The sequence below is a fragment of the Phycicoccus sp. 3266 genome (assembly GCF_031456495.1).
GTDB lineage: Bacteria > Actinomycetota > Actinomycetes > Actinomycetales > Dermatophilaceae > Pedococcus.
This window is the reverse complement of the sequence record NZ_JAVDUW010000001.1, coordinates 1,950,890-1,977,851: the sequence shown is the minus strand read 5'-3', so window position 1 is coordinate 1,977,851 and position 26,962 is coordinate 1,950,890. Positions and strand designations below refer to the sequence as shown.

At 73.5% G+C, this 26,962-nt stretch carries 23 protein-coding genes, 1 tRNA gene and 1 other RNA gene; 10 read left to right on the top strand and 15 right to left on the bottom strand.

Annotated features, from left to right (window positions below; translation table 11 throughout):
- Nucleotides 1-124: 124 nt before the first annotated feature.
- Nucleotides 125-607: a hypothetical protein gene (locus tag J2X64_RS09480; RefSeq protein WP_310152869.1), complete on the top strand. Its 483-nt coding sequence runs from the start codon at nucleotides 125-127 to the stop codon at nucleotides 605-607.
- Between the two features lie 4 nt (nucleotides 608-611).
- On the opposite strand, the gene J2X64_RS09475 is transcribed toward J2X64_RS09480, so the two are convergent.
- Both J2X64_RS09475 and J2X64_RS09470 read right to left on the bottom strand, forming a co-directional pair.
- Nucleotides 612-1,703 carry an aspartate-semialdehyde dehydrogenase gene (locus tag J2X64_RS09475; RefSeq protein ID WP_310152866.1) on the bottom strand — a complete coding sequence of 364 codons (1,092 nt, stop codon included), beginning with the start codon at nucleotides 1,701-1,703 and terminating at the stop codon, nucleotides 612-614.
- Nucleotides 1,700-2,971, bottom strand: coding sequence for an aspartate kinase (locus J2X64_RS09470; protein ID WP_310152863.1), 1,272 nt, complete (start codon nucleotides 2,969-2,971; stop codon nucleotides 1,700-1,702). The genes J2X64_RS09475 and J2X64_RS09470 overlap by 4 nt, the downstream gene beginning before the upstream one ends.
- 219 nt (nucleotides 2,972-3,190) lie before the next feature.
- On the opposite strand from J2X64_RS09470, the gene J2X64_RS09465 reads away from it, so the two are divergent.
- Both J2X64_RS09465 and J2X64_RS09460 read left to right on the top strand, forming a co-directional pair.
- Nucleotides 3,191-4,105 carry an ABC transporter ATP-binding protein gene (locus J2X64_RS09465; RefSeq protein WP_310152860.1) on the top strand — a complete coding sequence of 305 codons (915 nt, stop codon included), beginning with the start codon at nucleotides 3,191-3,193 and terminating at the stop codon, nucleotides 4,103-4,105.
- On the top strand, nucleotides 4,102-5,247 hold the full coding sequence (locus tag J2X64_RS09460) for an ABC transporter permease subunit (RefSeq protein WP_310152857.1): 1,146 nt from the start codon (nucleotides 4,102-4,104) through the stop codon (nucleotides 5,245-5,247). The genes J2X64_RS09465 and J2X64_RS09460 overlap by 4 nt, the downstream gene beginning before the upstream one ends.
- Before the next feature lie 113 nt (nucleotides 5,248-5,360).
- Here J2X64_RS09460 and J2X64_RS09455 read toward each other — a convergent pair whose 3' ends face one another.
- Genes J2X64_RS09455 through J2X64_RS09440 form a run of 4 tightly spaced genes read right to left on the bottom strand, consistent with a single transcriptional unit; the run spans nucleotide 5,361 to nucleotide 9,568 of the window.
- On the bottom strand, nucleotides 5,361-5,915 hold the full coding sequence (locus J2X64_RS09455; RefSeq protein WP_310152854.1) for a DUF5063 domain-containing protein: 555 nt from the start codon (nucleotides 5,913-5,915) through the stop codon (nucleotides 5,361-5,363).
- Complete coding sequence (recR, locus tag J2X64_RS09450) at nucleotides 5,908-6,507, bottom strand: recombination mediator RecR (protein ID WP_310152852.1); 600 nt, start codon at nucleotides 6,505-6,507, stop codon at nucleotides 5,908-5,910. Before recR ends, J2X64_RS09455 begins: the two co-directional genes overlap by 8 nt.
- 9 nt (nucleotides 6,508-6,516) lie before the next feature.
- Nucleotides 6,517-7,113: a hypothetical protein gene (locus tag J2X64_RS09445; RefSeq protein ID WP_310152849.1), complete on the bottom strand. Its 597-nt coding sequence runs from the start codon at nucleotides 7,111-7,113 to the stop codon at nucleotides 6,517-6,519.
- A 4-nt stretch (nucleotides 7,114-7,117) separates the two neighbouring features.
- Complete coding sequence (locus tag J2X64_RS09440) at nucleotides 7,118-9,568, bottom strand: DNA polymerase III subunit gamma and tau (protein WP_310152846.1); 2,451 nt, start codon at nucleotides 9,566-9,568, stop codon at nucleotides 7,118-7,120.
- 131 nt (nucleotides 9,569-9,699) lie between these two features.
- Between J2X64_RS09440 and J2X64_RS09435 the strand changes: the two genes are divergently transcribed.
- Both J2X64_RS09435 and J2X64_RS09430 read left to right on the top strand, forming a co-directional pair.
- Complete coding sequence (locus J2X64_RS09435) at nucleotides 9,700-10,386, top strand: ABC transporter ATP-binding protein (RefSeq protein ID WP_310152843.1); 687 nt, start codon at nucleotides 9,700-9,702, stop codon at nucleotides 10,384-10,386.
- A gap of 4 nt (nucleotides 10,387-10,390) precedes the next feature.
- Complete coding sequence (locus J2X64_RS09430; RefSeq protein ID WP_310152839.1) at nucleotides 10,391-11,815, top strand: hypothetical protein; 1,425 nt, start codon at nucleotides 10,391-10,393, stop codon at nucleotides 11,813-11,815.
- Between the two features lie 8 nt (nucleotides 11,816-11,823).
- Here the strand turns inward: J2X64_RS09430 and ffs are convergent.
- Both ffs and J2X64_RS09420 read right to left on the bottom strand, forming a co-directional pair.
- Nucleotides 11,824-11,922, bottom strand: an RNA gene (gene ffs, locus J2X64_RS09425) — signal recognition particle sRNA small type.
- Nucleotides 11,923-11,964: 42 nt separating this feature from the next.
- Entirely contained in the window at nucleotides 11,965-12,789 is an 825-nt protein-coding gene (locus tag J2X64_RS09420; protein ID WP_310152837.1) for a hypothetical protein, read from the bottom strand.
- Between the two features lie 88 nt (nucleotides 12,790-12,877).
- On the opposite strand from J2X64_RS09420, the gene J2X64_RS09415 reads away from it, so the two are divergent.
- Nucleotides 12,878-12,965: transfer RNA gene (locus J2X64_RS09415), tRNA-Ser, on the top strand.
- 256 nt (nucleotides 12,966-13,221) lie between these two features.
- Here J2X64_RS09415 and J2X64_RS09410 read toward each other — a convergent pair.
- The 7 genes from J2X64_RS09410 to J2X64_RS09380 all read right to left on the bottom strand — a co-directional run bounded on the left by J2X64_RS09410 (nucleotide 13,222) and on the right by J2X64_RS09380 (nucleotide 22,888).
- Nucleotides 13,222-14,706: a hypothetical protein gene (locus J2X64_RS09410; protein WP_310152834.1), complete on the bottom strand. Its 1,485-nt coding sequence runs from the start codon at nucleotides 14,704-14,706 to the stop codon at nucleotides 13,222-13,224.
- Between the two features lie 9 nt (nucleotides 14,707-14,715).
- Complete coding sequence (murQ, locus tag J2X64_RS09405) at nucleotides 14,716-15,768, bottom strand: N-acetylmuramic acid 6-phosphate etherase (protein ID WP_310152831.1); 1,053 nt, start codon at nucleotides 15,766-15,768, stop codon at nucleotides 14,716-14,718.
- 161 nt (nucleotides 15,769-15,929) lie between these two features.
- Nucleotides 15,930-16,829, bottom strand: a complete 900-nt coding sequence (locus J2X64_RS09400) for a MurR/RpiR family transcriptional regulator (protein ID WP_310152829.1) — start codon at nucleotides 16,827-16,829, stop codon at nucleotides 15,930-15,932.
- Nucleotides 16,830-16,979: 150 nt separating this feature from the next.
- Nucleotides 16,980-18,713, bottom strand: coding sequence for a serine hydrolase (locus J2X64_RS09395; protein WP_310152826.1), 1,734 nt, complete (start codon nucleotides 18,711-18,713; stop codon nucleotides 16,980-16,982).
- Nucleotides 18,714-18,732: 19 nt separating this feature from the next.
- Nucleotides 18,733-20,082 (bottom strand): exo-beta-N-acetylmuramidase NamZ domain-containing protein, encoded by a 1,350-nt coding sequence (locus J2X64_RS09390; RefSeq protein WP_310152823.1) that lies wholly within the window; start codon nucleotides 20,080-20,082, stop codon nucleotides 18,733-18,735.
- 47 nt (nucleotides 20,083-20,129) lie between these two features.
- Nucleotides 20,130-21,053: an endonuclease/exonuclease/phosphatase family protein gene (locus tag J2X64_RS09385; protein WP_310152820.1), complete on the bottom strand. Its 924-nt coding sequence runs from the start codon at nucleotides 21,051-21,053 to the stop codon at nucleotides 20,130-20,132.
- 11 nt (nucleotides 21,054-21,064) lie between these two features.
- Nucleotides 21,065-22,888 (bottom strand): glycoside hydrolase family 3 protein, encoded by a 1,824-nt coding sequence (locus tag J2X64_RS09380; protein ID WP_310152817.1) that lies wholly within the window; start codon nucleotides 22,886-22,888, stop codon nucleotides 21,065-21,067.
- Nucleotides 22,889-23,038: 150 nt separating this feature from the next.
- Between J2X64_RS09380 and J2X64_RS09375 the strand changes: the two genes are divergently transcribed.
- The 4 genes from J2X64_RS09375 to J2X64_RS09360 all read left to right on the top strand — a co-directional run bounded on the left by J2X64_RS09375 (nucleotide 23,039) and on the right by J2X64_RS09360 (nucleotide 26,941).
- Nucleotides 23,039-23,593 (top strand): hypothetical protein, encoded by a 555-nt coding sequence (locus tag J2X64_RS09375; RefSeq protein WP_310152814.1) that lies wholly within the window; start codon nucleotides 23,039-23,041, stop codon nucleotides 23,591-23,593.
- A gap of 5 nt (nucleotides 23,594-23,598) precedes the next feature.
- On the top strand, nucleotides 23,599-23,967 hold the full coding sequence (locus J2X64_RS09370) for a VOC family protein (RefSeq protein ID WP_310152811.1): 369 nt from the start codon (nucleotides 23,599-23,601) through the stop codon (nucleotides 23,965-23,967).
- Nucleotides 23,968-24,102: 135 nt separating this feature from the next.
- A complete protein-coding gene (locus tag J2X64_RS09365; protein ID WP_310152807.1) occupies nucleotides 24,103-26,007 on the top strand; it encodes a propionyl-CoA synthetase in 1,905 nt (634 codons plus the stop codon).
- Between the two features lie 10 nt (nucleotides 26,008-26,017).
- The gene (locus tag J2X64_RS09360) at nucleotides 26,018-26,941 is read left to right on the top strand and encodes an AEC family transporter (protein WP_310152803.1); all 924 of its coding nucleotides are present in this window, start codon (nucleotides 26,018-26,020) and stop codon (nucleotides 26,939-26,941) included.
- Nucleotides 26,942-26,962 lie beyond the last annotated feature (21 nt).

Below are 26,962 nucleotides of genomic sequence, written 5' to 3'. Positions count from 1 at the left end.
ATGGTCACACCTGTCACATCCGTACCGTGTCAAGCGACACGCTAGGCCGGGTTTTCGTCACCGACCCGTGACGAAGGGCCCGGCTTCCACGACGTGGACACCCGGCCTGCCATGCTGTCTGCCCATGTCCGCCCGGTCCCGCCCCAGGCTCGTCACCACCGGCGCCGCGGCCGTCCTGGCGCTGGTCGCCACCGCCTCCACGACCGCGTGCGGTGGCCCCGACGGCCTGCAGGGCCGGGTCGTCACCGTCGCCAAGGGCCGCACGGGGGCGGCCGTCCCGGGCGGCTGGGTCGCGGTGCTCACGGACGACCAGCTCCGCGACTACCTCTCCGGCTCCGGCCTCGACACCCCGCCGGACGACCAGCTGGGCTACGTCTCCGGGCGGGTCCTGCACGAGGGCGTCGGCCGGGCCGGGGGGACCCTGGTCACCGTCGACGACAAGGGGCAGTTCCTGCTGCGCACCACCGGCCGCCGCGTGCTGTGCCTGCTGTACCCGGCCGGCCAGGTCGACCTGCTGGACGGCTGCGCGGCCGTCGACCTCCCGGCCGAGGGCACCCTCACCGTCGGCACGGGCGACGCCGGGGTCACGGCGTCCGTACGCCGCTGACGACTCAGGCCACGACGGCCAGGTCCTCGGCCACCAGCTCGGCGACCTGCACCATGTTGAGCGCCGCACCCTTGCGCAGGTTGTCGCCGCAGATGAAGAAGTCGAGGGTGTGCGGGAAGTCCTGCGCCTGCCGGAGCCGCCCGGCGAAGCGCGGGTCCGAGCCGACGGTGTCGGACGGGGTGGGGAACTCCATCGACTCCGGGTCGTCGAGCACCACGACCGCCGGCGCCTCGACGAGCGCCTGGCGCGCCCGGTCGACGTCGACCCGCCGGGCGAACGTCGCGTGCACCGCGACCGAGTGCGTCGTGACGACCGGCACCCGGACGCAGGTGGCCGCGACCCGCAGGTCGGGCAGTCCGAGGACCTTGCGGGTCTCGTTGCGGATCTTGAGCTCCTCGGTCGTCCAGCCGTCCTCGGCCGCGCGGCCGATCCACGGCACGACGTTGAGGGCCAGTGGCGCCGGGAAGGGCGAGTCGGACCCCAGCTCGTGCTCGATGAGGCGGCGGACGTCACCCGGCTGGTGGCCCAGCTCGCGGTGGCCCGCCACGACCTCGAGCTCGTCGTAGAGCCGGGCCATGCCGACCCGGCCGGCGCCGGACGCGGCCTGGTAGGAGGACACGACCAGCTCGGTGAGCTCCCACTCCGAGTGCAGGACGCTGAGCGCACCGACCATGGTCAGGGTCGTCGCGCCGGGGTTGGCGATGATGCCCTTGGGCCGGTGGCGCACCTGCGCCGGGTTGACCTCGGGCACGACGAGCGGGATGTCGGGGTCACCGCGAAGGGCCGAGCTGTTGTCGATGACCACGGCACCGCGCGCGGCGGCGACCGGCGCCCACTGGGCCGCGACGGGTGCGGGCAGGTCGACCAGGGCGATGTCGACGCCGTCGAAGAACTTGGGCGTCAGCTCCTGCACGACGACGTCCCGGCCGATGACGTCGATGACGGCACCGGCGTCCTCGGCCGCCGCAGCGGCCCGGACCTCGCCCCAGATGTCGGCCCGCATCGCGAGCACCTGCCGGGTCACCTGCCCGACCGCACCGGTGGCGCCCACGAGGGCGAGCGTCGGCCGGGTGGACCGGGAGGCGAGTGAGGTCACCGGCCGGTGCCCCCGTAGACCACTGCCTCGCCCTCGCTGGAGTCCAGGCCGAACGCGGTGTGCACGGCGCGCACGGCGTCGTCGAGCACGTCGGCGCGGGTCACGACGGAGATCCGGATCTCGGAGGTGGAGATCATCTCGATGTTGACGCCGGTGTCGGCGAGCGCCTTGAAGAAGGTCGCCGAGACGCCCGGGTGCGAGCGCATGCCGGCACCGACGAGCGAGAGCTTGCCGATCTGGTCGTCGTACTGGATCGAGGCGAAGCCCACCGACTCCTGCACGCGCTTGAGCGCCTCGACACCGGTGCGGCCGTCGGTCTTGGGGCAGGTGAACGAGATGTCCGTGAGGCCCGTGTCGGTGGCCGACACGTTCTGCACGATCATGTCGATGTTCATCTGGGCGTCGGCGCAGGTCTGGAAGATCTCGGCCGCCTTGCCCGGGTGGTCCGGGACGCCGACGACGGTGATCTTGGCCTCGCTGCGGTCGTGGGCGACACCGGCGATGATCGGGGCTTCCACGGTGTCTCCTTGGGCTGGGTGGTCGGTGACGATGGTGCCCTCCTTCGCTGAGAAGGAGCTGCGGACGTGGATCGGGATGTCGAAGCGGCGGGCGTACTCGACGCTGCGCAGGTGCAGGACCTTGGAGCCGGACGCCGCGAGCTCGAGCATCTCCTCGGCGGAGATGGTGTCGATCTTGCGCGCACTGGGCACGATCCGCGGGTCGGCGGTGAAGACGCCGTCGACGTCGGTGTAGATCTCGCAGACGTCGGCGCCGAGCGCGGCGGCGAGCGCCACCGCGGTCGTGTCGGTGCCGCCTCGCCCGAGCGTGGTGATCTCCTTGGTGTCCTGGCTGACGCCCTGGAACCCCGCGACGATGACGATGTGGCCCTTCTCGAGGGCGTCGGTCACGCGGCCGGGCGTGACGTCGATGATGCGCGCCTTGCCGTGGGTGGAGTCGGTGATGACGCCGGCCTGGCTGCCGGTGAACGAGCGCACGGAGTAGCCGAGGTCGTGGATCGCCATGGCCACGAGGGCCATCGAGATCCGCTCGCCCGCGGTGAGCAGCATGTCCATCTCGCGGGGCGGCGGCTGCGGGCTGACCTCGTTGGCGAGGTCGAGCAGCTCGTCGGTGCTGTCGCCCATCGCGGAGACGGCGACGCACACGTCGTTGCCGGCCTTCTTCGCCTCGGCGATGCGGCGGGCGACCCGCTTGATGCTCGCGGCGTCGGCGAGCGAGGAGCCGCCGTACTTCTGGACGACGATCGGCACGGTGGGACTCCCCAGTGTGGTGCGGTGGCTGCGGCGCGGACAGTCTAACGGTGGCTCGGCAGGCGAGACGCGGGTGCCGTATGCCGGACGGCCGGCCTCGTGGCGTGGGTTCCCGCGGGCGGCGCCCGCTCGGTGTGGGCCGCGGCGCCCGCCGCCCGGAAGCCGCAGATGAGTAGGAAAACGCAGGGCGGGAGAGCACGCCGCCACTAGCCTGCGCGCATGACTCTCGAGGTGGAGGGGGTGCGTCGCGCGTTCGGCGACGTCCTCGCGGTCGACAGCATCAGCCTCACCGCACGCCCGGGGGAGGTCACCGCACTCATCGGACCCAACGGCTCCGGCAAGACGACGCTGCTGCTGATGCTGGCGACGCTGCTCGTCCCCGACCAGGGGACGATCCGCGTCGACGGGCTCGACCCGGTGACCCAGCCGGCGCAGGTGCGCGCGCGGATCGGGTGGATGCCCGACGGCTTCGGCACCTGGGACGCGCTCACCGTGCGCGAGGTGCTGCACACCGTGGCCGCGGCCTACCGGATCGCACCCGACGTGGCGCGCGCCCGCACCGAGGAGCTGCTGGCCACCGTGCACCTGTCCGACCTCGCGGACCGGCGGGCGCGGGTCCTGTCCCGCGGGCAGAAGCAGCGGCTCGGCCTGGCCCGGGCGCTCGTCAACGACCCGTCGGTGCTGCTGCTCGACGAGCCCGCGTCCGGACTGGACCCCCGCAGCCGGATCGAGCTGCGCGACGTCCTGCGCGGCCTCGCCGCCCAGGGTCGCACCGTGCTCGTCTCCAGCCACATCCTCACCGAGCTGCAGGAGGTGGCCGACCGGGCGGTCATCGTCGCCCGGGGCCGCAGCCTGGAGACGCAGGAGGTCGGCGGCCACGTCGCCGCGACCACGCCCGCGGCATACCGCATCTCCTCGCTGGACCCCGAGCGGCTCGGGGCCTGGCTCGCCGACCACCACGTGCCCGCCACCCGGGTCGGGGGCGGCCTCACGGAGGTGCACGTGCTGGGCGAGGAGAACGCCGCCCGGCTGCTGGCCGACCTCGTGCGCGACGGCGTCCGGGTCACCGCGTTCACCCCCAGCCAGGGGGCGCTCGAGACCGCCTACCTCGCCGCGACGGAGGACCGACGATGAGCTGGCACGGCATCCGCACGGTCGCGGCCCTCGAGCTGCGCCAGCGCGCCCGGACGTCCCGGTGGCCGGTCGTCCTCGGCATCTGGTTCGTCGTCATCGCCCTCGTGGCGTTCCTGGCGTTCTACGCCACGCGCGACCCCGACCTGCGGTCCGGGCGGGCGATGTACGACGTCGTCGTGTTCTTCGTCCTCGGCCTGGCGATGCTCATCGTCCCCTCGCTGACGGCGACCTCGGTCAACGGCGACCGCGAGCACGGGGTGCTGGCCACGCTGCAGACCACGCTGCTCACCCACTGGGACCTCGTGGTGGGCAAGCTGCTCGCCGCCTGGCTCGTGGCGATGGCCTTCCTCGCCGCGTCGCTGCCCTTCCTCGTGTGGGCGTGGGCCGTCGGCGGCGTGGCGGCCGGCGGGATCGTGCTCTCGCTGCTCGTCCTCGTGCTCGTGCTGGCGGTGGTGTGCGCCGTCGGTCTCATGTTCTCGACGCTGACCGCGCGGCCCGTCGCGTCCGCGGTCCTCACCTACCTCGCGATGGGGGCGCTGGTCTTCGGGACGACCATCGGCTTCGGGCTCTCGGTCTTCCTGGTGACGGGCGAGGAGCCGCAGCGGGTCCACGGCATCCCGGCGAACTGGTACGAGGCGCACCAGCCCCCGGCGATCGACCCGTCTGACCCCAACCTGACCCCCGAGCAGCTGGAGCAGCTCAAGCAGGCGGGCCAGCCCACTGCCGCCGACTGCGTGACCTACACCCGCACGCAGTCGGTGTCGCACACCGAGCGCATCTGGTGGATGCTCCCGCTCAACCCGTTCGTCGTCGTCGCGGACGCGGCGCCATCCAAGGCGCCGAACCACGCCGGGGCGGACGACGCGTACGTCGGCGGGTTCACGCCCATGCGCTGGATCGCGGGCGGGGCGCGGATGGCGCGCAAGGGCCCCGACGCGGTGGTCGACGAGTGCCGGTTCGCGACGGGGAACGCGACGGCGGAGGCCTACCAGGACCCGTTCGACACGGCGTTCCAGACCGGCCCCGTGTGGCCGTACGGCCTGGGGTTCCTGCTCCTGCTCGGGGCCGGGGCGACGACCGTGGCCGCCCGCCGGCTGCGTACGCCGGTGCGCCGGCTGCCCAACGGGACGCGGATCGCCTGACCCCGGAGCCGTCGACCCGACCGCCGTGTCAGGCCGGCATGGCGTCAGGCCGACCTGGCGTCAGGCCGGCGTGGCGTCAGGCCGACGTGGTGCCGGCCGGGCTCCTGACCGGGTCAGGGGTGCAGGGCGTCGAACTCGGCCTCGGCGGCCGCGTCGTCGTCGGCGTCCAGCCGTACGTGCCCGAGCAGGCACAGGACCGCCCGCAGTGCGCGGGCACCCGAGTCGCCCCAGGTCGACAGGTAGCTGAACTGCCACCACCACAGCGCCTCGACCGGACGCCCCGCGTCGTAGTGCCGCAGGCCGTGGGAGAGGGCGAGGGCGATCTCGGCGACGTCGTCGGAGACCGAGCTGCGTGCGACGTCGACGTCGAGGAGCGGGTCGACCACGTGGGCGTAGTCGTCGATGCCCTCGAACAGGTTGCCCAGGGTCGTCCGCAGGGGGTCCACGTCGACGTCCGGGCCCGGGTCGGACTCGAAGCGTTCCACCGGGACGACGTCCTGCACGGCGCCGAGCCGCGAGCCCATGAGCAGGACCTGAGACACCGCGAGCAGGGTCATGGGGAGGGCGGCGGCCGGCTCGCTGCCGGAGGCCACCTCGGTCATCGTCGTGAGGAAGGTGCGGGCCTCGGCGGCGCAGTCGTCGGCGAGCACCTGCAGGTCGTCAGACATCGAGCAGCCTCCTGCCCTCGAACGCACGACCGAGGGTGACCTCGTCGGCATACTCCAGGTCGCCACCCACAGGCAGGCCCGAGGCGAGGCGGGTGACCTTGAGACCCATGGGCCGCATCAGCCGCGCGAGGTAGCTCGCGGTGGCCTCGCCCTCGAGGTTGGGGTCGGTGGCGATGATGATCTCGGTGACCTCGCCGGAGGCGAGGCGGGTCATGAGCTCGCGGATGCGCAGGTCGTCGGGGCCGACGCCCTCGATCGGGCTGATGGCGCCGCCGAGCACGTGGTAGCGGCCGCGGAACTCGCGGGTGCGCTCGATGGCCACCACGTCCTTGGGCTCCTCCACCACACAGATCGAGCTGCCGTCACGCCGCGAGTCGGCGCAGATGCGGCACTGCTCGCCCTCTGCGACGTTCCCGCAGGTGGCGCAGAAGCGCACCTTCTCCTTGACCTCGGTCAGCGCGTCGACCAGCCGCTTGACGTCGACCGCGTCGGCCTGCAGCAGGTGGAACGCGATCCGCTGGGCGCTCTTGGGCCCCACGCCGGGCAGCCGCCCGAGCTCGTCGATGAGGTCCTGGACCACGCCTTCGTACACACGACGAGCCTAAGCCCTCCCGCCGACGGCGCCCCCGGTCGACCCGCCGCCCGCGAGCAGCCGCTCCCGCAGCCCGGCTGCCAGGCCGGCAACGGTCAGCAGGTCGAGGGCGCCGCCGCCCACCTCGCCGACCCACGGCCGCCGGACCCCGCCGAGCCGGAGCCGCAGGTGGACCCGCGTCCCCGGCGCGAGCGGGGCGTCGGTCGGTCGCAGGGCGATGCACCAGGACAAGCGGACCGCGCCGCGCCGCGACGTGTGCACGAGGTGGCTGCCGGGGGCGAGCTCGGCCACGGTGAACGTGGCGTCGTGGCCGCCCCAGTCAGGGATGACGTCGCCGACGGCGAGCCCGAGGAGGGCCGGGTCGAGGTGGCGCAGGGCCCGGCGCCGCGGCGGCACGACGCGTTCGAGCCAGCCGGGCAGGTACCAGCCGCCCCGGCGACGGCCGAGCTGCACGAACCACGGCCAGACGTCCGCGGGTGGTGCGGGCAGCGTGAACCCACGGTCCATCACGACGGCCGCGTCGGGCACCAGCTCGTCGCCCGGCAGGGGCATGCTGCGCTCGCCGCGGCGCGGCCGCACCAGCACCTCGTCGAGCCGGCCGCCCACGGTGTCAGCGGCCTTCGTCGATGACCCGTCCGCCGAGGATGCGCTCGATCACCGGGCGGCCCACGTCGCCGAGCTCCTCGATGTCCTCGTCGTCGGCGCTGACCACGCTGTCGTCGGCCACGTGCCGGGGGGCGTCCGTGGGCTGCTCGGCGGCGACCGCCGCCTGGGCCCGGGCGAGGAGGGACTGGCTGCCCTGGCCGCCGGCCGGCGCCGTCGCCTCGGCAGCCGGTCCCGGGCTCGACGGGCCGGCGCCGGGCTCGGGGGCCGCCCACGACGGACCGCTGTCGGGCGCCGAGGCCGCGCTGGCCCAGCCCCCGCCGCCGCTCTCCGGGGGTGGTGCCGCGGGAAGGCCAATGTCGGCCGAGCGCTCGTAGGCCGTGCCGGCGCCGCCGCCGGACGGGCGGCCCGGTGCCCCCGGGGCGGCGGGGGCGGCCGCCTGGGCCGTGCCCTGCTGCTGGGCCGCGCCCTGCTGCTGGGTCTGGGGCGAGACGCCGGACGCGTCGTCGTCCTCGTCGTCGGGCCTGCCGGGCGTCACGACGGGGTGCGAGGCACCGCTGGGGGCGGACGTCGCGGCATCGGGCACCGGGATGCCCTCGACCCGGGCGTCCACGCCGAGGACGTCGATGAGCGCCTGCCGGACGAGGTCGGCGTGCGGCCCGCTGCGGAAGGTGTGCGCGATGCCGACGGTGGAGATGGCGAGGACCACCTTGGACCCGTCGTAGTCATGGACCGTCGCGTGCTCGGACAGCAGGGTCCACGTCGTGCGCTTGTGCTTGAAGATCCAGCCGAGGATGTCGGGCCAGGCCCGCCGGATCGCGGCCGTGTCGATGCCGCCGTGCGCCGGGGACGGGCCGGGGGCCGGCTGAGCGGCAGCGGGCGGCGCCGCGGGGCGCTGCGCGGAGGAAGCCGGGGCCTGCTGGGACCGCGGGGACTCGGGTGCGGCGGGGCCGGTGGGGCGCTCGGCCGCGGCCGGGCGTGCACCCTCGTCGGGGCCGGGACCCCGGCGGTCGTCGCCCGCGGGACGCGTGGGAGCCGCCTCGGCCGCCGGTCCGGGGGCGGCGGCGGTCGGCGCATGGCGGGCTTCCGGGGCCGCGGCTGGAGCCGGCGCTGCCGGAGCCGGGGCCGACGCGGGCGCCGACGAGGCGGCGGCCGCTGGAGCCGACGTCGGGGCAGGTGCCGCCGGCGCCGGAGTCGAGGCGTGCGCGGGTGCGGGTGCGGGCGACGCAGGGGCGGACGCGGGCATCGGCACGGTGGCGATCGGGGCGCCCGGCGCCCGGGTGACGGAGGGGACGCCCTCGACGTCGAGGCGGCGCTCGAGCCGGTCGAGGCGCGCGGCATACCCGCTCTCGCCGGAGGCGGCGGGCAGGAGCACGCGCGCGCAGATGAGCTCGAGCTGGAGCCGGGGCGCGGTGGCGCCGGTCATCTCGGTGAGGCCGGCGTTGACGATGTCGGCGGCGCGGGACAGGGCACCGCTGCCGAAGGCAGCGGCCTGCTGGCGCATCCGCTCGAGCTGGTCCTCGGGCAGGCCACGCAGCACCGACGACGCGCCGTCGGGCACCGCGGCGACGACGATGAGGTCGCGGAGCCGCTCGAGCAGGTCCTCGACGAACCGGCGCGGGTCGAGCCCGGTCTCGATGACGCGGTCGACCTGGTGGAAGACACCGGCGGCGTCACCGGCGGCGAAGGCGTCGACGATGGCGTCGAGCAGCTCGTTGTCGGTGAAGCCGAGCAGCGACGCGGCACCCTCGTAGGTCAGGCCCTCGTCGCCCGACCCTGCGATGAGCTGGTCGAGCACCGACAGCGAGTCACGGACCGAGCCGCCGCCGGCACGGGTGACGAACGACAGGACGCCCGGCGCGACGGTCACGCGCTCCTGCTCGCACAGCCGCGCCATGTAGTCGGTGAGCTGGCCGGGCGGGACGAGCCGGAACGGGTAGTGGTGGGTGCGGGAGCGGATCGTGCCGATGACCTTCTCGGGCTCGGTCGTCGCGAAGACGAACTTCACGTGCTCCGGCGGCTCCTCGACGATCTTGAGCAGGGCGTTGAAGCCCTGCGGCGTCACCATGTGCGCCTCGTCGATGATGTAGATCTTGAACCGGCTCTGGGCCGGGCCGTACGACGCCCGCTCGCGCAGGTCGCGCGCGTCGTCGACGCCACCGTGGCTCGCGGCGTCGATCTCGATGACGTCGACGCTGCCCGTGCCGCCGCGGGCGAGGGCGACGCAGGAGTCGCAGGTGCCGCACGGCGTGGGGGTCGGGCCCTGCTCGCAGTTGAGGCAGCGGGCAAGGATGCGCGCGCTGGTCGTCTTGCCGCAGCCGCGGGGCCCGGAGAAGAGGTAGGCGTGGTTGACGCGCCCGGTGCGCAGCGCCTGCATGAGCGGCTCGGTGACGTGCTCCTGCCCGATGACGTCGGCGAAGGTCTCGGGCCGGTAGCGGCGGTACAGGGCGGTGCTCACCCCTGGAACCCTAGTCGGCCGTCCCGACACGGCACAGGCGCCGTCGCGGCACCGGATGCACCGCCGCCGAGGCACCGGACGCACCACCTCGCGGGCTCCGGTGACACACTGTGCCGCGACGAGGGAGGCCCATGTTCGGACGACGCAGCCGGGTGGCGAGCGAGGCCCCGCAGAGCCCTGCCGGTCCCGTCCACCTCGAGGCCACGCAGGTGGGCAAGGACATCGACGGCGCGGTGCTGCTGTCCCCCACCAGCCTCGCGGTGCGCTCGGGCGAGTGCGTGGTGCTGCGCGGAGCCAACGGCAGCGGCAAGACGACCCTGCTGCGCGTGCTGGCCGGCTCGCTCGAGCCCTCGACCGGCGCGGCCCTGCTCGACGGCGCACCGGTCGACGAGCGCGACCCCGGCACTCGCGCCCGCGTCGGCGCGCTGCTCGGATCGCCCACGGCATACCGCGACCTCACCGTCGTCGACCACCTCGTCCTCGTGGACTCCACGTGGGGCGGCCGGATCGACACCGCCGACGAGCGCGCGGACGAGCTGCTGGCCACCTTGGAGATCGACCACCTGTCGGAGCGGTTCCCGCACGAGCTGTCCTCGGGGCAGCAGCAGCTGTTCCACCTCGCGCTCGTGCTGTTCCGGCCGTCGTCCGTGCTGCTGCTCGACGAGCCCGAGCAGCGCCTCGACACCCACAAGCGCGGGCTGCTCACCACGATCCTGCTCGAGCGCAAGGCCGCCGGCGCCGCGCTCGTCGTCGCCTGCCACGACCCGGTCATGACCGAGGCCCTCGCCGACCGTGTCGTCGACGTCTCCGGTGGCTGAGCCGGTGGGTGAGCCCGTGGGTGGGCCCGTGGCGGGCGCCATGGCGGAGGACCGCGTGGGCACCGACGCCGAGCGGCTCGAGCAGGCGCGGGGCGTGGTCCGCGGCGAGCGGCCAGCCGAGGGCGGCGGCAACGTCGTGTATGCCGCGTACGTCGCCGTCATCGCCTCGCTCACCTACGGCGTCCCCGCCGCGCGCGCCTTCTTCCTCTTCGTCGACCCGGCGTGGCTGTCGCGCCACCTCACCGGCGTCCAGGGGGTCCTGGTCGTCGGCGGTGCGGTGGTGGCTATGGTCCTGCTCGCCCACCGCCTCGGGTCGCTGCGCGGACCGGTCGTCCCGGACCTGCCGTACCTCGACCACGTCGCCACCAGCCCGCTGGACCGGGCGCTGGTGCTGCGCCGCTGGTGGCGGCTGAGCCTGCTCGGCTGCCTGTTCGGCGGGCTCCTCGCGGGGGCAGTGACCGGCACGGGCATGCTCGTCGCCGCCGTCGCGTCGCCGGTCGTCCTCCTCCCGACCAGCGTGGCCGGGCCCCTCGTCGGCCTCGCCGTCGCCGCCGCCTGGCTGTGGGGGCAGGTGCGCTCGTGGCCGACGGGGCCGCGCGGCCCGTCGACCGTGCTGCGCGAGCGTGCGTCGCTGCGCGCCCTGCACCACGTCGCCCTGCGCACCCAGTCCGCGCGGGCGGTGACGATGGGCGGCGCCGTCCTGGCCGGCGACCTGCGGGCCGCGCGGCTCGACGTCGCGGCACCCGGCACCCGGCTCCGGCGGACCCGGCTGAAGGCACGCGGGCCCGTTGCCGTCATGGCCGCTCGCGACCTGCTCGGCCTGCGCCGGTCGCCCGGCGTCGCCCTGACCGGGCTGGTGCTCGCGGGGGCGGGCTCGTGGGCCCTCGCCCACGCGACCGCTCCCGGGATGCCGAGCATCGTCGCCTTCGCCGGGGTGCTCGGCCTGCACCTCGGGTACGGCGCCTGGTGCGAGGGGCTGCGGCTCCAGGGCGACAACGTGGGCACGCCCGCGCTCCTCGGCCTGCCGGCCCGCGCCGAGGCGATCGCCCACCTCGTGACGCCGTCGGCCCTCTACGCCGTGGTCGCCCTGGCCGCGGGCGGTACCGTCGCCGCCACCTCCGACGCCAGTGCCACGGCGGTCTGGTGGCCGCTGGCGATGCTGCCGCTGCTGGCGGGGTGCCAGCTGCTGGCGGCGTTCCGCGGGCTGCCGCCGGTCACCCTGTTCTCACCCGGGTCGGCGGTGTTCGCCGTCGCCTTCTGGTACTCGCGCCCGTTGCTGCTCTCGCTGGTCACCGGCGTGGGCGCCACCGCCGTGCTCACCCGGGCGGGCGCCGGCAACGCGGTGCCGCTGCTCCTGCTGGGTGCGTATGCCGCGGTGCTCTTCGGCCGTCGCCGCGTCCGCCTGCTCGACGAGGCCCACCGCGTCTGAGGGGGGCGGACACAGGGACACCCCGCGTACCTGGAAGAGCTCTCCTACCCTTGCTGCATTCCTGCCCTGGGGGAGTTCGGGGAGGTACCACCACGCGGGGTGCCAGTGGGAAGTGTAGACGGCACGCGAGCGCGGGGACGAATCCCCCCTCAGCGACCCGGGACGACCAGGGGTCCTGCGGCGTGCCGGAGCCCCGAGGCCGCGAGCACCACCACCACGGTGACGAGGGCCAGCACGAGGAACGCCTCCCACCCCCGCAGGCGTCGTCGCCGCACCTCACCCAGCACACCCAGCACGCGCCAGGGCCGACCCGGCGTCACCAGCTCGAGCACGGCATACGCCACCGTCCCCAGGCCGAGCGGAGCCCACTGGAGCCAGAACCAGAACCACCGGGTGCCGCGCGTGGGGGTGGTGTTGCCCAGGACGACGAGCAGGCCCAGGGCGAAGGCGGCCAGGCCCCACGGGGTTCCGCGGTCCTGGTCCGGTGGCCGGAGCGTGGGCGAGGCCGTCTGCGGAGCACCGACCTGCCGGAGCTCGGACACCAGGGCGAGCGGGTCGCCCGCGGGCAGTGCCCCGGCGAAGCGCAGGGGCGCGACGTCCCCGTCGACCCAGTAGACGACTGCGTCGAGCGGCCGGCGGTCCCACTCGGCGGGAAGGCCGTCGGTCTCGCGCTGTGCCAGGGTCCCGAAGCTCCAGGAGCCGGCGCCGGCCGGCGGCCAGTCCCGTTCCGGGTGCAGGTCGGTCGCCAGCCTCCACGTCTGGATCCGACCCGCCTGCAGGTCGGCGCGGAACTGCTCGTCGGTGACGAACCGGGGCGCCGACATCCACGTCAGGACCGCCCAGGTCGCCCAGAGCGCGAGGACGGCGACGCCCAGGACGCGCAGGCCGGTGGGACGGCTCGCGCCCAGTGCCTTCGGCACCGTCTCCGGTGCCTGCTCGACGACCCGGCTCCCCGCGACCTCCCCCTCGGCCATTGCGGCAGTCTGGCACCGGACCGCGGTCGCCGAGGCGGCTTCGCGGGCGATTTCTGGCAGAGGCCGGTCCTCGGGTAGCCTCCTCCGCGGAGGATTCGCATAGTGGCCTAGTGCGCACGATTGGAAATCGTGTTGGGATAAAACCCTCGGGGGTTCAAATCCCCCATCCTCCGCCACACGAAGAAGGACCCCGCAGCGCTTCATCGCGGGGTCCTTCTGTCGTTCCCGCAGCGGGCCGATCCGGGAGGAGCTCGCGAGGGACGAGCGAGCGACGGTTCCCCCATCCTCCGCAGAGAGGCACGAACCTCTGCTAGCAGAGGTTCGTCGACTCAGCAGAGGCAGGACCCTGTGCTGGGAGTGCCAACCTCTGCTAGCAGCAGGTTGGCCGATCCAGCCCGGTCGCAGCGGCTGTCTCGTACGGCGCCTGCGTCCTCACTCCACGCTGGGCATGCTGTCGGTTCGCTGGCCAGGAAAGTCCGTCCCGCTCGGTGCACTTGACTCGCGCTCCATGGCGTCCATGCTTGGTGCACCCGCGGTGTCGGCCACTTCGACGTCAACATCTGTGGTCAGGAGGGGACCGTCTTGAGACGAGAAGTCGGTCGAGCTCAGGCTCGCTGGGTGCGTCGTCTCGATGTCCTCCATCTCAGTGGCCTTGGCGGGACGAAGCTTCGGCGGCGCTGCGGACCATGCCTTGAGGTCCTGGAGCACGTTTGCGTAGAACGAGTCGACGCCGGCCAGGACGGAGTCGATGAAGGTTCCGCGGCCCCTGCCTCGCTTGGTCCCCAGGTTGCTGGCTGTAGCGACGCGGAAGGTCCGGATGTCGCGCGTGGGATCAGTGACGAGGGACGAAGGGTCCTCGCGAACCTTGGACAACAACTCGGCAGCGCTCGATCCGCGAGCGTGCGCGTTGAAGCACTCGACCCGAGTTGAGTCCGGCGCGTTCTTGAGCTGTCGTATAAGCCAGTTGACGCGGGTGGTGGGCCGACCTTCCTTCGGGGCGTCCAGGTCGACGTGGCAGGTCACCTTTCCGGCGCGGAGGTCTGCGGTGATGACGAGCTGACCCACGGTGTCGGGGATACGGATCGCCCCGACCAGCTGGCCCGTCTGGCACAACGTCTGCGTGAGGGCCTGTGCGCGCAGAGCCGGTTCGACGAGCTCTTTGCGCGTCAGGACCGGCACGACCTCGGTGCCCAGCTGTCGACCGAGACGCAGGCTGGCGAAGCGCAGCAGCGCGTCGAAGCGGGAGACGACGGTGGCGACGCCCTTGTCGCTGGGTCGCAGCGTGCCGGCGGCGACGGCGTCGCGCACCACTGTCCAGGACTCACCCATGTCCTCGAACTCCATGGCACCGGAGCGGGAGTGCTCCAGGTAGCGGATGAGCTCCCCGAGAATCCATGCCTGATCAGGGTCGGCAACGCCACGAAACTCCTTCTGCATGACCGCCTCTGCGAGCACCTGTGTCCAAGCCAGGTGATGCAGGGCAACCTTCTTGAGCTTCCGCTTGTCCACCTTCGTCGGGTGCTGACCTGCGATCGCCGGAATCTCGTTGGAGATGGTGAGGACGGCATCGAACCCCTGCTCGCGGGCGATGTCGAGGTAGTTCTCCAACTGCTCCGTGGCGAGCTCGTTGCTCCCGGTCTTGACCTCCACCAACGCAGTCCAGGACTTGGCTCCGCGTGAGACCCGGATCAGACCGTCCGGGTACAGCTTCTTCTCACCGAGCAGGAACGGGACCTCGATGTAGGTCTCGATGCTGCCGGCTGGCGCGCCGAGCGGCTTGACCAGGGCGCGGCCGTACTCCTTGACCGCGGTCATCACGGCAAGAAGTGCGGATGTTGCCCGACGCTCCTGCTCCTCGGCGCCGTTGATGCCAGATGTCGGGATGAGACGTGCCTCGTGCCAGGACTGCTCAGCCATGGTTTCCCCTCAGTGCAGTGGTGCGGACTCAGCCGTGACGGTACTGGCACCGTCGGCGGGAAGAGGCGATTTAGCACGATCTGTCGTACGGACAGCCCCTGGGCAGGTGCGCGTCAGGAGGGCTGGGCGCCGGACGCGGTGGCGGGGGTCGAGCCGCCGCCCGACCGTGGCGAGCGCGGCGGCGACGGACCCTTGGTGCGCGTCGAGCGCCGCGCGTGCCTCGTCGGCGGAGCAGCCGGCGAGCATCGACAGCAGCGCGGGCTTGAGCTCGCCGCCGGCCTCCTCGAGCGCGGTCTGCGCCGTCTCCTCGTCGGCGCCGGTTGCCTCCTGGAGGATCCGCAGCACCCGGCCGCGCAGCTTGGCGTTGGTCGCGACGAGGTCGACCATGAGGTTGGACCAGGTCCGCCCGAGCCGGATCATCACCGCGGTCGAGAACGCGTTGAGGACCATCTTCTGCGCGGTCCCCGCCTTGAGCCGGGTCGAGCCGGTGAGCGCCTCCGGGCCGGTGTCGGGGGCGATGAGGTGGTCGGCGAGGGGCGCCAGCTCGGCCTGCGGGTTGGCCGTCACGAGGGCCGTCACCGCACCCACCTCGCGCGCGTGCCGCAGGGCTCCCGCGACGTAGGGCGTGCGGCCGGACGCGGCGAGCCCGATGACCACGTCGCCGCCACGGACCTCTCGCGCGTCGGCGGCGCCCTGCTCGGCGTCGTCCTCGACGTCCTCGACCGCGCGCAGCAGCGCGGCGGGACCGCCGGCGTGGTGGGCGACCACGAGGCCCTCGGGAACGTTGAACGTCGGCAGCAGCTCGGCGGCGTCGAGCACCGCGAGCCGCCCGGAGGTGCCGGCACCGAAGTAGTGCACCGTGCCACCGCCGCGGATGGCATCCACGGCCCGGTCCACGAGGCGCGCGAGCTCGGGCAGGGTGCGCTCGACCGCAGGGGCGACCAGGGCGTCCTCGGCGTTGATCCGCTGCAGGACCTGAAGGGTCGGCTCGCTGTCGATGGCCGTGGTGCCGGGGTGGCGCTGTTCGGTCGGCGCCGTCACTCGGCTCACGTCGCGGGGCATGTGCGGCAGGTTACTTTTCCACAATCCGAGGGTCAACGACGTGACAAAGTACCGGTCCGGTTGGGTGCAGTTGCCTCCGGTGACGGCCGGTTCAGGAGCCGACGTGGTGCCGCTTCAGGAGCCGACGTGGTGCCGGTTCAGGAGCCGACGTGGTGCCCGAACTACGAGCCGACGTGGTGCCCGGCGACCGCCTGTCGGGTCTCCTTGACCGCCTTGCGGGCCCGCGTGAGGTGCCGCTGCGCCACCGCGATGTACAGGCAGTCGACGACCGTGAGGGCGGCGATGCGGCTGGCCGTCGCGCCCGAGCGCAGGCTCGTCTCGCGGGCCGCGGTGGTCAGGACGTGGTCGGCGCGCTCGGCCAGCCGCGAGAGCGGGAAGTTCGTCACCGCCACGGTCGTCGCACCGCGGGACCGGGCCGCCTCGAGCGCCTCGATGGTCTCCGACGTGGTGCCCGAGTGCGAGATCGCGATGGCCACGTCGCCCCGGTCCAGCAGCGTCGCGCTGGTCAGGGCGATGTGCGGGTCGTTCCAGGCGAAGGCGACGACGCCGATGCGGTGGAGCTTCTGCTGCAGGTCGGTGCCCACGATCGCGCTGGCGCCGATGCCGTAGATGTCGACCCGCCTGGCAGCCGCGATCGCGCGGGCGGTCTCGGCCAGGCTCTCGTGGTCGAGCTGCTGCGCGGTCTCCTCCACCGCACTCGCGTCGACGAACGCCACCTTCGCGATGATGTCGGCGATCGTGTCCTTGGCGCTGATGTCCGTGTCCTGCGCCGTGCTCGTGCGCGGCTGGGCGCTCTCCTCGGCCAGCCGCAGCCGCAGCTGTGGGTAGCCGGGCAGGCCCAGGCGACGGCAGAACCGCAGCACGGTCGTCTCCGAGGTCGACGCCGCGGACGCCAGCTCGCTGATGGTCAGCGCCGCAGCGGCCCTGGGGTCGGCCAGCACCTTCTCGGCCACCCGGTCCTCCGCCGGGGACAGCGAGGGCCGGATCCCGCGCAGCCGCACCAGCAGGGAGGCACCGGGCGCGCCCGGCGCCTGGTCTCGGGAGCTCTGCGTCGCGGCCATGGCCCAACGCTACGACCTGCGGGCGCAGCCCACCGGGACGTCCGTCCCGGAGCGCGCCGGATGGACACCTCCAGGCAGTGCGGCCGGGTGGACGCCCAGAGGGCAGGGCAGCCCGGGGCGTCCACCCGGTCGGCGACGAGGGGGGCCGGCTCAGCGGGCCCGCAGCGTCCAGCCGTCGGCGACGAAGGCGCCCGGCGTCTTCTCCCCGTCGAGGAGCGCACCGCCGTCCGCCTGCACGAGGACGTCGTCGACGTACGCGCCGCGCCCCAGGTACGAGCCGTCGGTCGTGTACCGCCACCGGAGGACCTGCGTGCCCGCGGGCAGCTCCGCCCGCGCCTGCTCCCACCGGCGCTCGCCCGCCCCGGACACGGCGCCGTCGCCCGCCGTGGTGTCGCCCCGGTCGCGCACGGTGAAGGGCTGCCGCGTCCAGCTGCGGCCGCCGTCGGCCGACCGCTCCAGCACGAGCAGGTCGGTCTCCTCGGTGTCGAGGAACAGGTCGAACGACAACCGGGCGCCGGAGGCCGGGACGTCGAGCGAGGGCGTCGCGAGGGTCGTCGTGGTGGCGTCCTTCGCCCCGGAGAACCACGCCGTGTCGCCGTTCCTCGGTCGCACGGCCATGGCCTGCCCGAGGCCGCCGGCCCACTCGCGGCGGGCGACGTTGTTGCTGCCCCAGCTGCGCGACGGGTGGACCCGGTTGGTCAGCAGGATCGCGAAGGAGTGCGACGCGAAGTCGATGACGATGGACGTGCCGGTGTACCCGGTGTGCCCGGCCGTCCGCGGCCCGGACAGCGAGTCCATGTACCACCGCTGGTCGAGCTCGAACCCGAGGCCGTGCGAGTCACCCGGAAAGGCCTGGTTGACGTTGGTCGTGAGCGCGTCGACGCCCTTGCGCGACAGGATCCGCTGGCCCCGGTAGCTGCCGCCGTCGAGCAGCGCCTGCGACAGCACGGCCAGGTCGTCGACCGTCGAGAACACCCCGGCGTGGCCGGCCACGCCACCGAGCGACCAGGCGTTCTCGTCGTGCACCTCGCCCCAGACCATCCCGCGGGCGGGCACGCGCTGGTACTCGGTCGCAGCGGTACGCGTCCGGTCGGTCGGGTTGTAGCCCGTGTCCCGCATGCCCAGCGGGCTCGTGATCCGCTCGGCGACGACCCGGTCGAGGGACTCGCCCCGCAGCCGCTCGACCATGACGCCGAGGGTGATCATGTTGAGGTCGCTGTAGAGGTACGTGCTGCCGGGTGGGTTGGTCAGCGGCTGGTCCATCACGGCCTTGATCCGCGACGCCTTGTCCGGGTAGCGGGTGTACAGCGGCAACCACGACGTGAAGCCGGACGTGTGGGTCAGCAGCTGCTTGACGGTCACGGCCTCCTTGCCGTTCGCGGCGAACTCCGGCAGGTACGTCGCGACCGGGGCGTCCAGGTCGACCTTCCCCTCGTCGACCAGCTGGACGACGGCGATCGAGGTGAAGAGCTTGGACACCGACGCGAGGTCGAAGACGGTGTCGTCGCGCATCGGCACCCACTGGTCGCGCGGGAGCTCCTCGGTGTCCGTCCTCCACCGCAGCGCCCAGCCGCTGGCGTCGCGCTCGACGACCTTCCCGTCGTGGCCCATGAGGCCCACGGCACCGGCATACATCGGGTGGCCGCCGGGCGGCGCCTCCTCGTGCCCACGGATCTCCTGGACCGCGGTGGCGATCGGCGCCGGGTCGAGCCCCACGGACTGCGGCGAGGCGTCGCTCAGCACGGTGTTGGGTGGCATGTACCCACGAAAGGGCTTGCTGAAGTCGTCGGCAACAGCGGGCGCCGTCGTCAGCAGCCCGCCCAGCACCGTGGCGGCCGCGGCGAGCGCCACGACCTGTCGACGGATGGGTCGGTGTGTGCGCATCCCTGCTCCCCCGGCCGGCTCAGGCGTTCGGGCCGCGGTAGATGAGGTACTGCTGGCGGCGCCGGTCGAAGTCGGCGAGCTCCGCCTTCCACGCGCCCACCACCTCGTCCGCGGACGCACCGACCGTCACCTGCTCGCGCAGCCGCGTCGACCCGCTCAGCTTGTCGACCCAGTACGGCCGCGCCGGGTCGTAGCTGTCGTAGCGCCAGGCGAAGTCGGCGTAGAGGGCCTTGGCCGCCACGAGCATCTCGACCGCGACCCGGACCGGGTCCATCGCCGAGGGGTCGGTGATGTGCACCTGCACGCCACCGCAGACCTTGTTCGCGTTCTTGCTGAACGTCGGCGTGAAGTACGCCTCCCGGAACGCGACGCCCGGTATGCCGCGTGCCTCGAGCCGCTCGGCCCACCGGTAGTCGACGTACGGGGCGCCGATGAGCTCGAACGGCCGCGTCGTCCCACGCCCCTCGGACAGGTTGGTGCCCTCGAACATCCCCGTGCCGGGGTAGACGAGGGACGTGTCGGGCGTCGGCATGTTCGGGCTGGGCATGACCCACGGGAGCCCGGTCGCGGCATACGGCATGTCGCGGCGCCAGCCGCTGACCTCGACCACGTCGAGCTGCGCCAGCCGGCCACCGGCGTCCGCCGGGAGGAACTCCGCGTCGAAGAAGCGGGCGAGCTCGCCCACCGTCATGCCGTGCGCCTGGACGATCTCCTTGGCCCCCACCCCCGAGGTGTATGCCGTCGTCATCATCGGGCCGCGCGCGGTGCCGCCGGTGGGGTTGGGCCGGTCGAGGACGACGAACCGGGAGCCGGTCGCGACCGCGGCGCGCATGGCCGTGTACATGGTCCAGATGTAGGTGTAGAACCGCGCGCCGGCGTCCTGGATGTCGAAGACGACCGTCTCGACCCCGGCGGTCCGGAACAGCTGCTCCATTGTCGTCGCGGTGGCGCCGTAGGCGTCGTACACCGTCAGGCCGGTGCGCGGGTCGGTCGAGGTCCCCTCGGAGCTGCCCGCCTGGGCGGTGCCGCGGAAGCCGTGCTCAGGGCCGAATACGCCGACGATGTCGACCGTGCCGGCCTCGTGCATCTCGTCGACGATGGTCCGCAGGTTGGTGAGGATGCCCGTCGGGTTGGTGATGATGCCGACCTTCTGGCCCGCGAGCGTGCGCCAGCCGTTCGCCGCCTCGCGGTCGGCACCCGGCGTCACCGGGCGGGACGGGTAGGTCGGGCCGCTCGCAGCCGGCACGGCACCCGGCACGTCGCCCGGCGCAGCGCTCGGCGCGGCCTGGGCGAGGGACGCGCCGGCGGGCAGTGCGAGGGCGCTGGCCCCGGCGGCGGTGAGGAGCTGGCGGCGGTTCAGGCGGGTCATCGGGAGGGCCTTTCGTCGAGGGTGCGGCGTCGAGGTGGGGCGGTCGGTCAGGGGCTGTCGGCGGCGGGCGCGGACCCCCGAGGCACGTGGAGCTCGACGGCGGCGACGACCGGGCGGTGGTCGCTGGCCGCGAGCAGGGCGGGGTCGGACAGCACCTCGGCCGTGAGCACCGGGGTGCCCCGGCGGACCGTGACGAAGTCGATGCGCTTGACCGGGGCGACGGCGGGGAAGGTGAGCCCGGGCTCGCCGACCCTCGTCCGCGCGACGGCCCACGCGTCGTCGAGCTCCTGCCACAGCGGCCCGAGCTCGGGCGCCGACGCGTCGGCGTTGAGGTCCCCGAGCAGCACCTGGTCCTCACCGGCGGGGTCCTGCGCCATGATCCGGCGGGTGTCTGCGACCTGCGCGGTCCGCACCGACGGGTCGCCCCGGTAGTCGAGGTGTGTGACGTAGACGTGCGTCCGGGCGCCCCGGACCTGGACGGTTGCCTCGAGGAAGCCGGGCGCCGGTGCGGGAACGGGGTCGGGGTCCTGGGTGGAGAGCCGGGTGAGGTCGTGGTCCTCCAGCGCGGCGATCGGGTACCGCGACAGGACCGCGACGCCGTACTCCCGGCGGGGGTCGCCGGCGTGGAGCGGGTCGAGGCTGTAGATCGGTGCGAAGCCGGTCCGCATCCCGAGGCGGCGGCCGAGCTCGACCACGGTGTCCTCGAACCGCGAGCGGTCGCCCCAGTGGACGTCCGCCTCCTCGATCCCGACCACGTCGGCGTCGAGCGCGCGGATGGTCGCGGCGGTGCGGTCGAGGTCGTAGACGTTGTCCGACCCCGCGCCCGCGTGGATGTTGTAGGTGGCGAACCGGGCCACCACCGGCGGCGGCGCCGTGGGCGGTGGTGCCGCCGCGGTGGCCGTGGGTGCCCCTGAGACACCCGCGGCCGCCGCGGCGACGAGCGTGGACGCGACGAGCCCGGTCCAGCGCATCTCCGGCGACCTCAGTACGACAGGCCGTGGCCGAACGGGAACAGGACCGTGCCCGGGTCGCCCTTCACCGGGATGTCGACCGGCAGTGTGCCGCTCGGGTTCACCGCCCCGGTGATGACCCGGGCGACGGACTCGATCGCGACCGGGCTGTAGGAGTAGGTGGCCAGGTACGTGCTCGTGCCGGGCAGGTAGGCGATGTCGTACGGGTCGCGCGTCGCCACCACGACGACCGGCTTGCCCGTCGCCTGCAGCTGCTGGACCAGCTTCTGTTGCCCCCCGCGCGGGTCGGTGACGGCGGTGTCCCAGGCCTTCATCGTCGTGACGACGATGACGTCCTGGCCCTGCGCGGCCGCGACCGCCGCGGCCACGTCGTCGTCCTTCGGGGACGCGCCGGTCTGCCTGACCGTCGTCGCGGCCCCCTGTGCCTTGAGCCCGTCGGCGAGCGTCTGGGTGGTGGTGACGCCGTAGCCGGTGACGAGGACCTTCTTCCCGCTCACGGCCAGGGGCAGGGTCTTGTCGTCGTTCTTCACCAGGGTGGTGGTGCGGTCGGTGATGGCGTCCGCGGTCGCGAGGTGCTCGGGCGTGCCGACCACCGAGGCGAGGGCGGCCGGGTCGACGTAGGGCTTGGCGACGATGCCGCGGTCCCACTTGAGCTCCAGCACGCGACGCACCTTGGCGTCGATGTCCGCCATCGGGAGGCGGCCGCTCTTCACGGCGGCGATGACCGCGTTGTAGGCCTGGTCCATCGACGGGCTCATGAGCAGCTGGTCGACGCCGGCCGAGAGGCCGCGCACCGCGACCTCGGCGTCGCCGTACTTGTCGCGCACGCCCTGCATGCCGAGCGAGTCGGTGACGATGACGCCCTTGAAGCCGAGCTCGCCGCGGAGCACGCCGGTGAGGATGGGCTTGCTCAGCGTGGCCGGGTCGCCCGAGTCGTCGAGCGCGGGGACGTTGAGGTGCGCCGTCATGATCATGTCGATGCCGTGGGCGATGGCGGCCCTGAACGGCGGGGCGTCGATCTGCTCCCACTGCTCGCGGGTGTGGGTGATCACCGGGAACGCGACGTGGCTGTCGGTGGCGGTGTCGCCGTGGCCGGGGAAGTGCTTGGCCGTGGACGAAACGTCGCCGTCCTGCTGGTAGCCATCCACCTGGGCACCGACCATCTGGGCGGCGAGGTCGGGGCGCGAGGAGAACGAGCGCGTGCCGATGACCGGGTTGAGCGGGTTGACGTTGACGTCCGCGTCCGGCGCGAAGTCGGTGTTGACGCCCATCGCGCGCAGCTCCTGGCCGGTGATCGCCGCGGCGGTCCGCGCGTCGGCGGCGGACCGTCCCGCGCCGAGGGCCATGGAGCCGGGGAACTGCGTCGCCGGCGGCCCGATCCGGGTGACGACACCCTGCTCCTGGTCCGTCGCGATCTGCAGCGGCACGTCGACCTTCGACGACTGGGACAGCGCCGCCTTCTGCAGGCCGTTGGACAGGCCCGCGATCTGCGGCGGGTTCTGCACGCTGTCGGTCCAGGCGAAGTAGATGACGCCGCCGAGGTGGTACTTCTGCACGACCTCGGCCGGGCTCGCGACGCCGTACAGCGGGATGTTCCGCGCATCCGGGGTGGTCGCGTCCTTGCCGTAGACGTTCTGGATGAACAGCTGGCCGACCTTCTCGGGCAGGGTCATCCGGGCGATCGTCGAGGCGACCCAGCCCTCGCGGGCGTCGGGGTTGGTCGGTGGCGGGCCCGAGCGGACGCTCGCGAGCGCTGGCGCCGTGCCGGCGGCCAGGACTGCTGCGGCGGCGGCTGCGGCCACCACCGTGCGACGGGAGACGCGGGACGTGGACATGGCTCCTCCATGCGGATGTGAACGATTCACGTGATTGGTCCTGTTTGCGGAACTTACCTACACATGCCCGCCGGTTCAAGGGGTCGGGCTTGGCTGGTCGGCGAACGGCAGGGAGGATGCCGTCAGGGACGGCGAAGGGACCGGCAGGCGATGGCTCGACAGATCTCGTGGCGTGGGGTGCTCAGCCCCGACAGGCCGGGCACCGGCCGCCCGGAGCGGGCGGTCTGGCGACCGGGGACGCCCCTCACCCCACCGGCCGCGACGGTGGAGGCGGTCCGCGCCATGCAGGCCGGCGCCGTCCTCAGCCTCGTGGAGGTCGTCCGCGCATGGCTCACCCGGGGGTCGCTGCGCGACGCCTTCGCCCAGGCAGCCTCGACGCAGGGCCGGGCCGCCACGCCCGAGGAGCTCGACCGGCTCGTCACGGTGGCCCTCACGGTCTCGACCGTGGTGGGCCTGCTCGCAGCCGCCCTGTGGTTCTGGATGTCCCGGGTGACCGCCCGCGGCTCGAAGTGGGGCCGCATCGGCGCCTGCCTCCTGCTGGCCCTCGCCCTCGGGATCTTCTTCGGCGGCCTGCTCCCCACCGCCGGGCTGTTCCACCAGGTGCTCGCCGTGGTGCTGCTGCTCGTCGGCGTGTGGGCGGTGGTGCGTCTCTGGCACCCCGACTCCTCGGCCTGGATCCGCTACCAGACCACCCCGCAGTCCTGAGCGCCGTGACCGGTCGCCTGCACCACGTCGTCGTGGACACCCGGGACCCGCACGCGCTGGCCCGGTTCTGGTCGGGCCTGCTGGGCCTGCCGATCACCTTCACCAGCGACGACTGGGTCGTGGTCGCGGTCGACGACCGCCACTCGGGCATGGCCTTCCAGCTCGCGCCGGACCACCAGCCGCCCGTGTGGGGCGACCCGGCCAGGCCGCAGCAGCTGCACGTCGACGTCATGGCCGACGACCCCGAGGCGACGGGTCGGCTGGCGGTCGAGCTCGGCGCGACCCCGCTCGGCGAGGACCACGTCTACGCCGACCCCGCCGGCCACCCCTTCTGCCTCATCCCGCGCCCCGGCTGGGCCCCACCGGTCGGCTGAGCCGCCCAACCGCCCGACCGCCCGACGCGGACCGGGGCGGCTTCGGCAGACCGCTCGGCGCGGACCGGGGCGGCTTCGGCGGACCGACGCCGCCCACCTCTGGCGCGGCCGTGCCCGGCGACCCACCATGGGCCCATGAGCACCGGCGCCTACTCCGCGGCATACCAGCGCAGCCTGCAGGACCCCGACGGCTTCTGGGCCGAGGCGGCGCAGGCGGTCGAGTGGTCCACGCCGCCGCCGCGCGTGCTCGACTCCGACCGCCCGCCGTTCCACCGCTGGTTCCCCGGCGGCCGGCTCAACACCTGCTTCAACGCCCTGGACCGGCACGTGCGCGACGGGCGCGGCGACCAGCCCGCGATCCACTACGACAGCCCGGTCACCGGCACGAAGCGCACGCTGACGTATGCCGGCCTGCTCGAGGAGGTCGCGACGTTCGCCGGCGCGCTCGCGAGCCTGGGCGTCGGGAGGGGCGACCGGGTCGTGGTCTACATGCCGATGGTGCCGGAGGCCGTCGTCGCCATGCTCGCGTGCGCGCGGATCGGCGCCGTCCACTCGGTGGTCTTCGGCGGGTTCGCGCCGGCCGAGCTCGCCGCCCGGATCGAGGACGCGCGGCCGGTCGTCGTCCTCGCCGCCAGCTGCGGCATCGAGCCGAGCCGCGTCGTGGAGTACAAGCCTCTGCTCGACGCCGCCCTCGACCGCAGCAGCCACAAGCCCGAGGCCGTCGTCGTCCTGCAGCGCGAACAGGCCCGCGCGGCTGTCGGCGAGCGCGACACCGACTGGGAGGAGATGGACTGGGCCGAGCTCGTCGCCGACGCCGAGCCCGCGGACTGCGTCGACGTCGACTCCACCGACCCGCTGTACATCCTCTACACGTCGGGGACCACCGGCCGGCCCAAGGGCATCGTCCGCGACAACGGCGGGCACGCGGTCGCGCTGCGCTGGTCGATGACCAACGTCTTCGGCATCGGCCCGGGCGACACGTGGTTCACCGCGAGCGACGTCGGGTGGGTCGTCGGCCACTCCTACATCGTCTACGCGCCCCTGCTCACCGGTGCGACCTCCGTCCTCTACGAGGGCAAGCCGGTCGGCACGCCCGACGCCGGGGCGTTCTGGCGGGTCGTCTCCGACTACGGGGTCAAGGCGATGTTCACCGCGCCGACGGCCTACCGCGCCATCAAGCGCGACGACCCCGAGGGCGCGCTGATGGCGGGGTACGACCTGTCCTCGCTCGAGACGGTGTTCCTCGCCGGCGAGCGCCTCGACCCCGACACGTGGGAGTGGGCGACGCAGCGGCTCGGCGTGCCGGTCGTCGACAACTGGTGGCAGACCGAGACCGGGTGGCCCATCGCGGCGAACCTGCGCGGGCTGGAGCCGATGCCGATCAAGCCCGGCTCCCCCACCGTGCCCGTGCCCGGGTATGCCGTGGAGGTCCTCGGCGAGGGCGGCCGCCCCGTGCCTGCGGGCGAGGAGGGCGCGATCTGCATCCGCCTGCCACTGCCGCCGGGGACGCTGCCGACGCTGTGGGGTGACGACGACCGCTACGTCGCCGGGTACCTGTCGGCGTTCGACGGCTACTACCTCACCGGCGACGGCGGCTTCCTCGACGAGGACGGGTACCTCTTCGTCATGGGCCGCACCGACGACGTGCTCAACGTCGCCGGCCACCGGCTGTCGACCGGGTCGATCGAGGCGGCGCTGGCCGGCCACCCCGCCGTCGCGGAGTGCGCCGTCATCGGCGTGCACGACGACCTCAAGGGCCAGGTGCCGCGCGCGCTCGTCGTGCTCAAGGCCGGGGTCGACCGCGGCTCGGCCGACGCCGTCGCGGCCGAGCTGCGGCAGCGGGTCCGCGACGAGGTCGGGGCGATCGCCTCGCTGCAACGGGTCGACGTCGTTGCCGCCCTGCCCAAGACCCGCTCCGGGAAGATCCTGCGCAAGACGATGCGCGAGATGGCCGACGGGCTGCCGGCCAAGGTGCCCGGGACGATCGAGGACGCCTCGGTCCTCGAGACCCTCGCACCCGTCCTGGCCCCGCCCCCCTAGCCTGTCCGGCGTGCAGGGGGTACTCACCGGGTTCGCGACCATCGCCGTCGTCATCGCGGTCGGCGCCCTGCTCGCCCACCTGCGCATCGTCGACGCGGGCGCCCAGCAGGTCCTGTCGCGCCTCGCCTTCTTCGTCGCCAGCCCGGCCCTCATGGTCGGCACCCTGGGCCGGGCGGACGTGCACCAGGTGCTGTCGGCGAACCTGCTGGCCTCCCTCGCCGGCATCGCCGTGGCGGTGCTGCTCTACGTCGTGCCGGCGCGGCTGGTGTGGCGACGGTCGTTGGGGGACACCACGATCGGCGCGCTGTCGTCGGCATACGTCAACGCGGGGAACCTCGGCATCCCGGTGGCCAGCTACGTCCTCGGCGACGCGGCGTTCGTGGCGCCCACCCTGCTGCTGCAGCTGCTGGTGCTGCAGCCCCTGGCGCTGGGCTTCCTCGACGCCGACGCCCGCGGGCGCGAGCTGCGCTGGTGGCAGCTCGCACTGCGGCCGCTGCGGAACCCGCTCACCGTCGGCTCGCTGGTCGGGCTGCTGCTGTCGATCACGGGGTGGACGCTGCCGGCCGCGGCGTCCGACCCGCTCGCGCTGCTCGGGGCGATGGCCGTACCGAGCATGCTCGTGGCGTACGGCATCGCCCTGCGGCTCGGACCCGGACTCGGCCGCACCGGCTCGGTGGCCGAGCTGGTGACGACCTCGACGCTGAAGATGCTGGTGCAGCCGCTCGTCGCATGGTTCGTCGCCGACGTGCTGCTCGGGGTGTCGGGGCACGCGCTGCTGGCGATCGTCGTCACCTCGGCCCTGCCGACGGCGCAGAACATCTTCGTCCACGCCACGCGGTACCAGCGGGCCACCGTGCTGGCGCGCGACACGATCCTCGTCACGACCGTGGGCGCGGTGCCGGTGATCCTGCTCGTCGCCGCCTGGCTGGGCTAGGGCCGCCCCGTTCACCGTCCT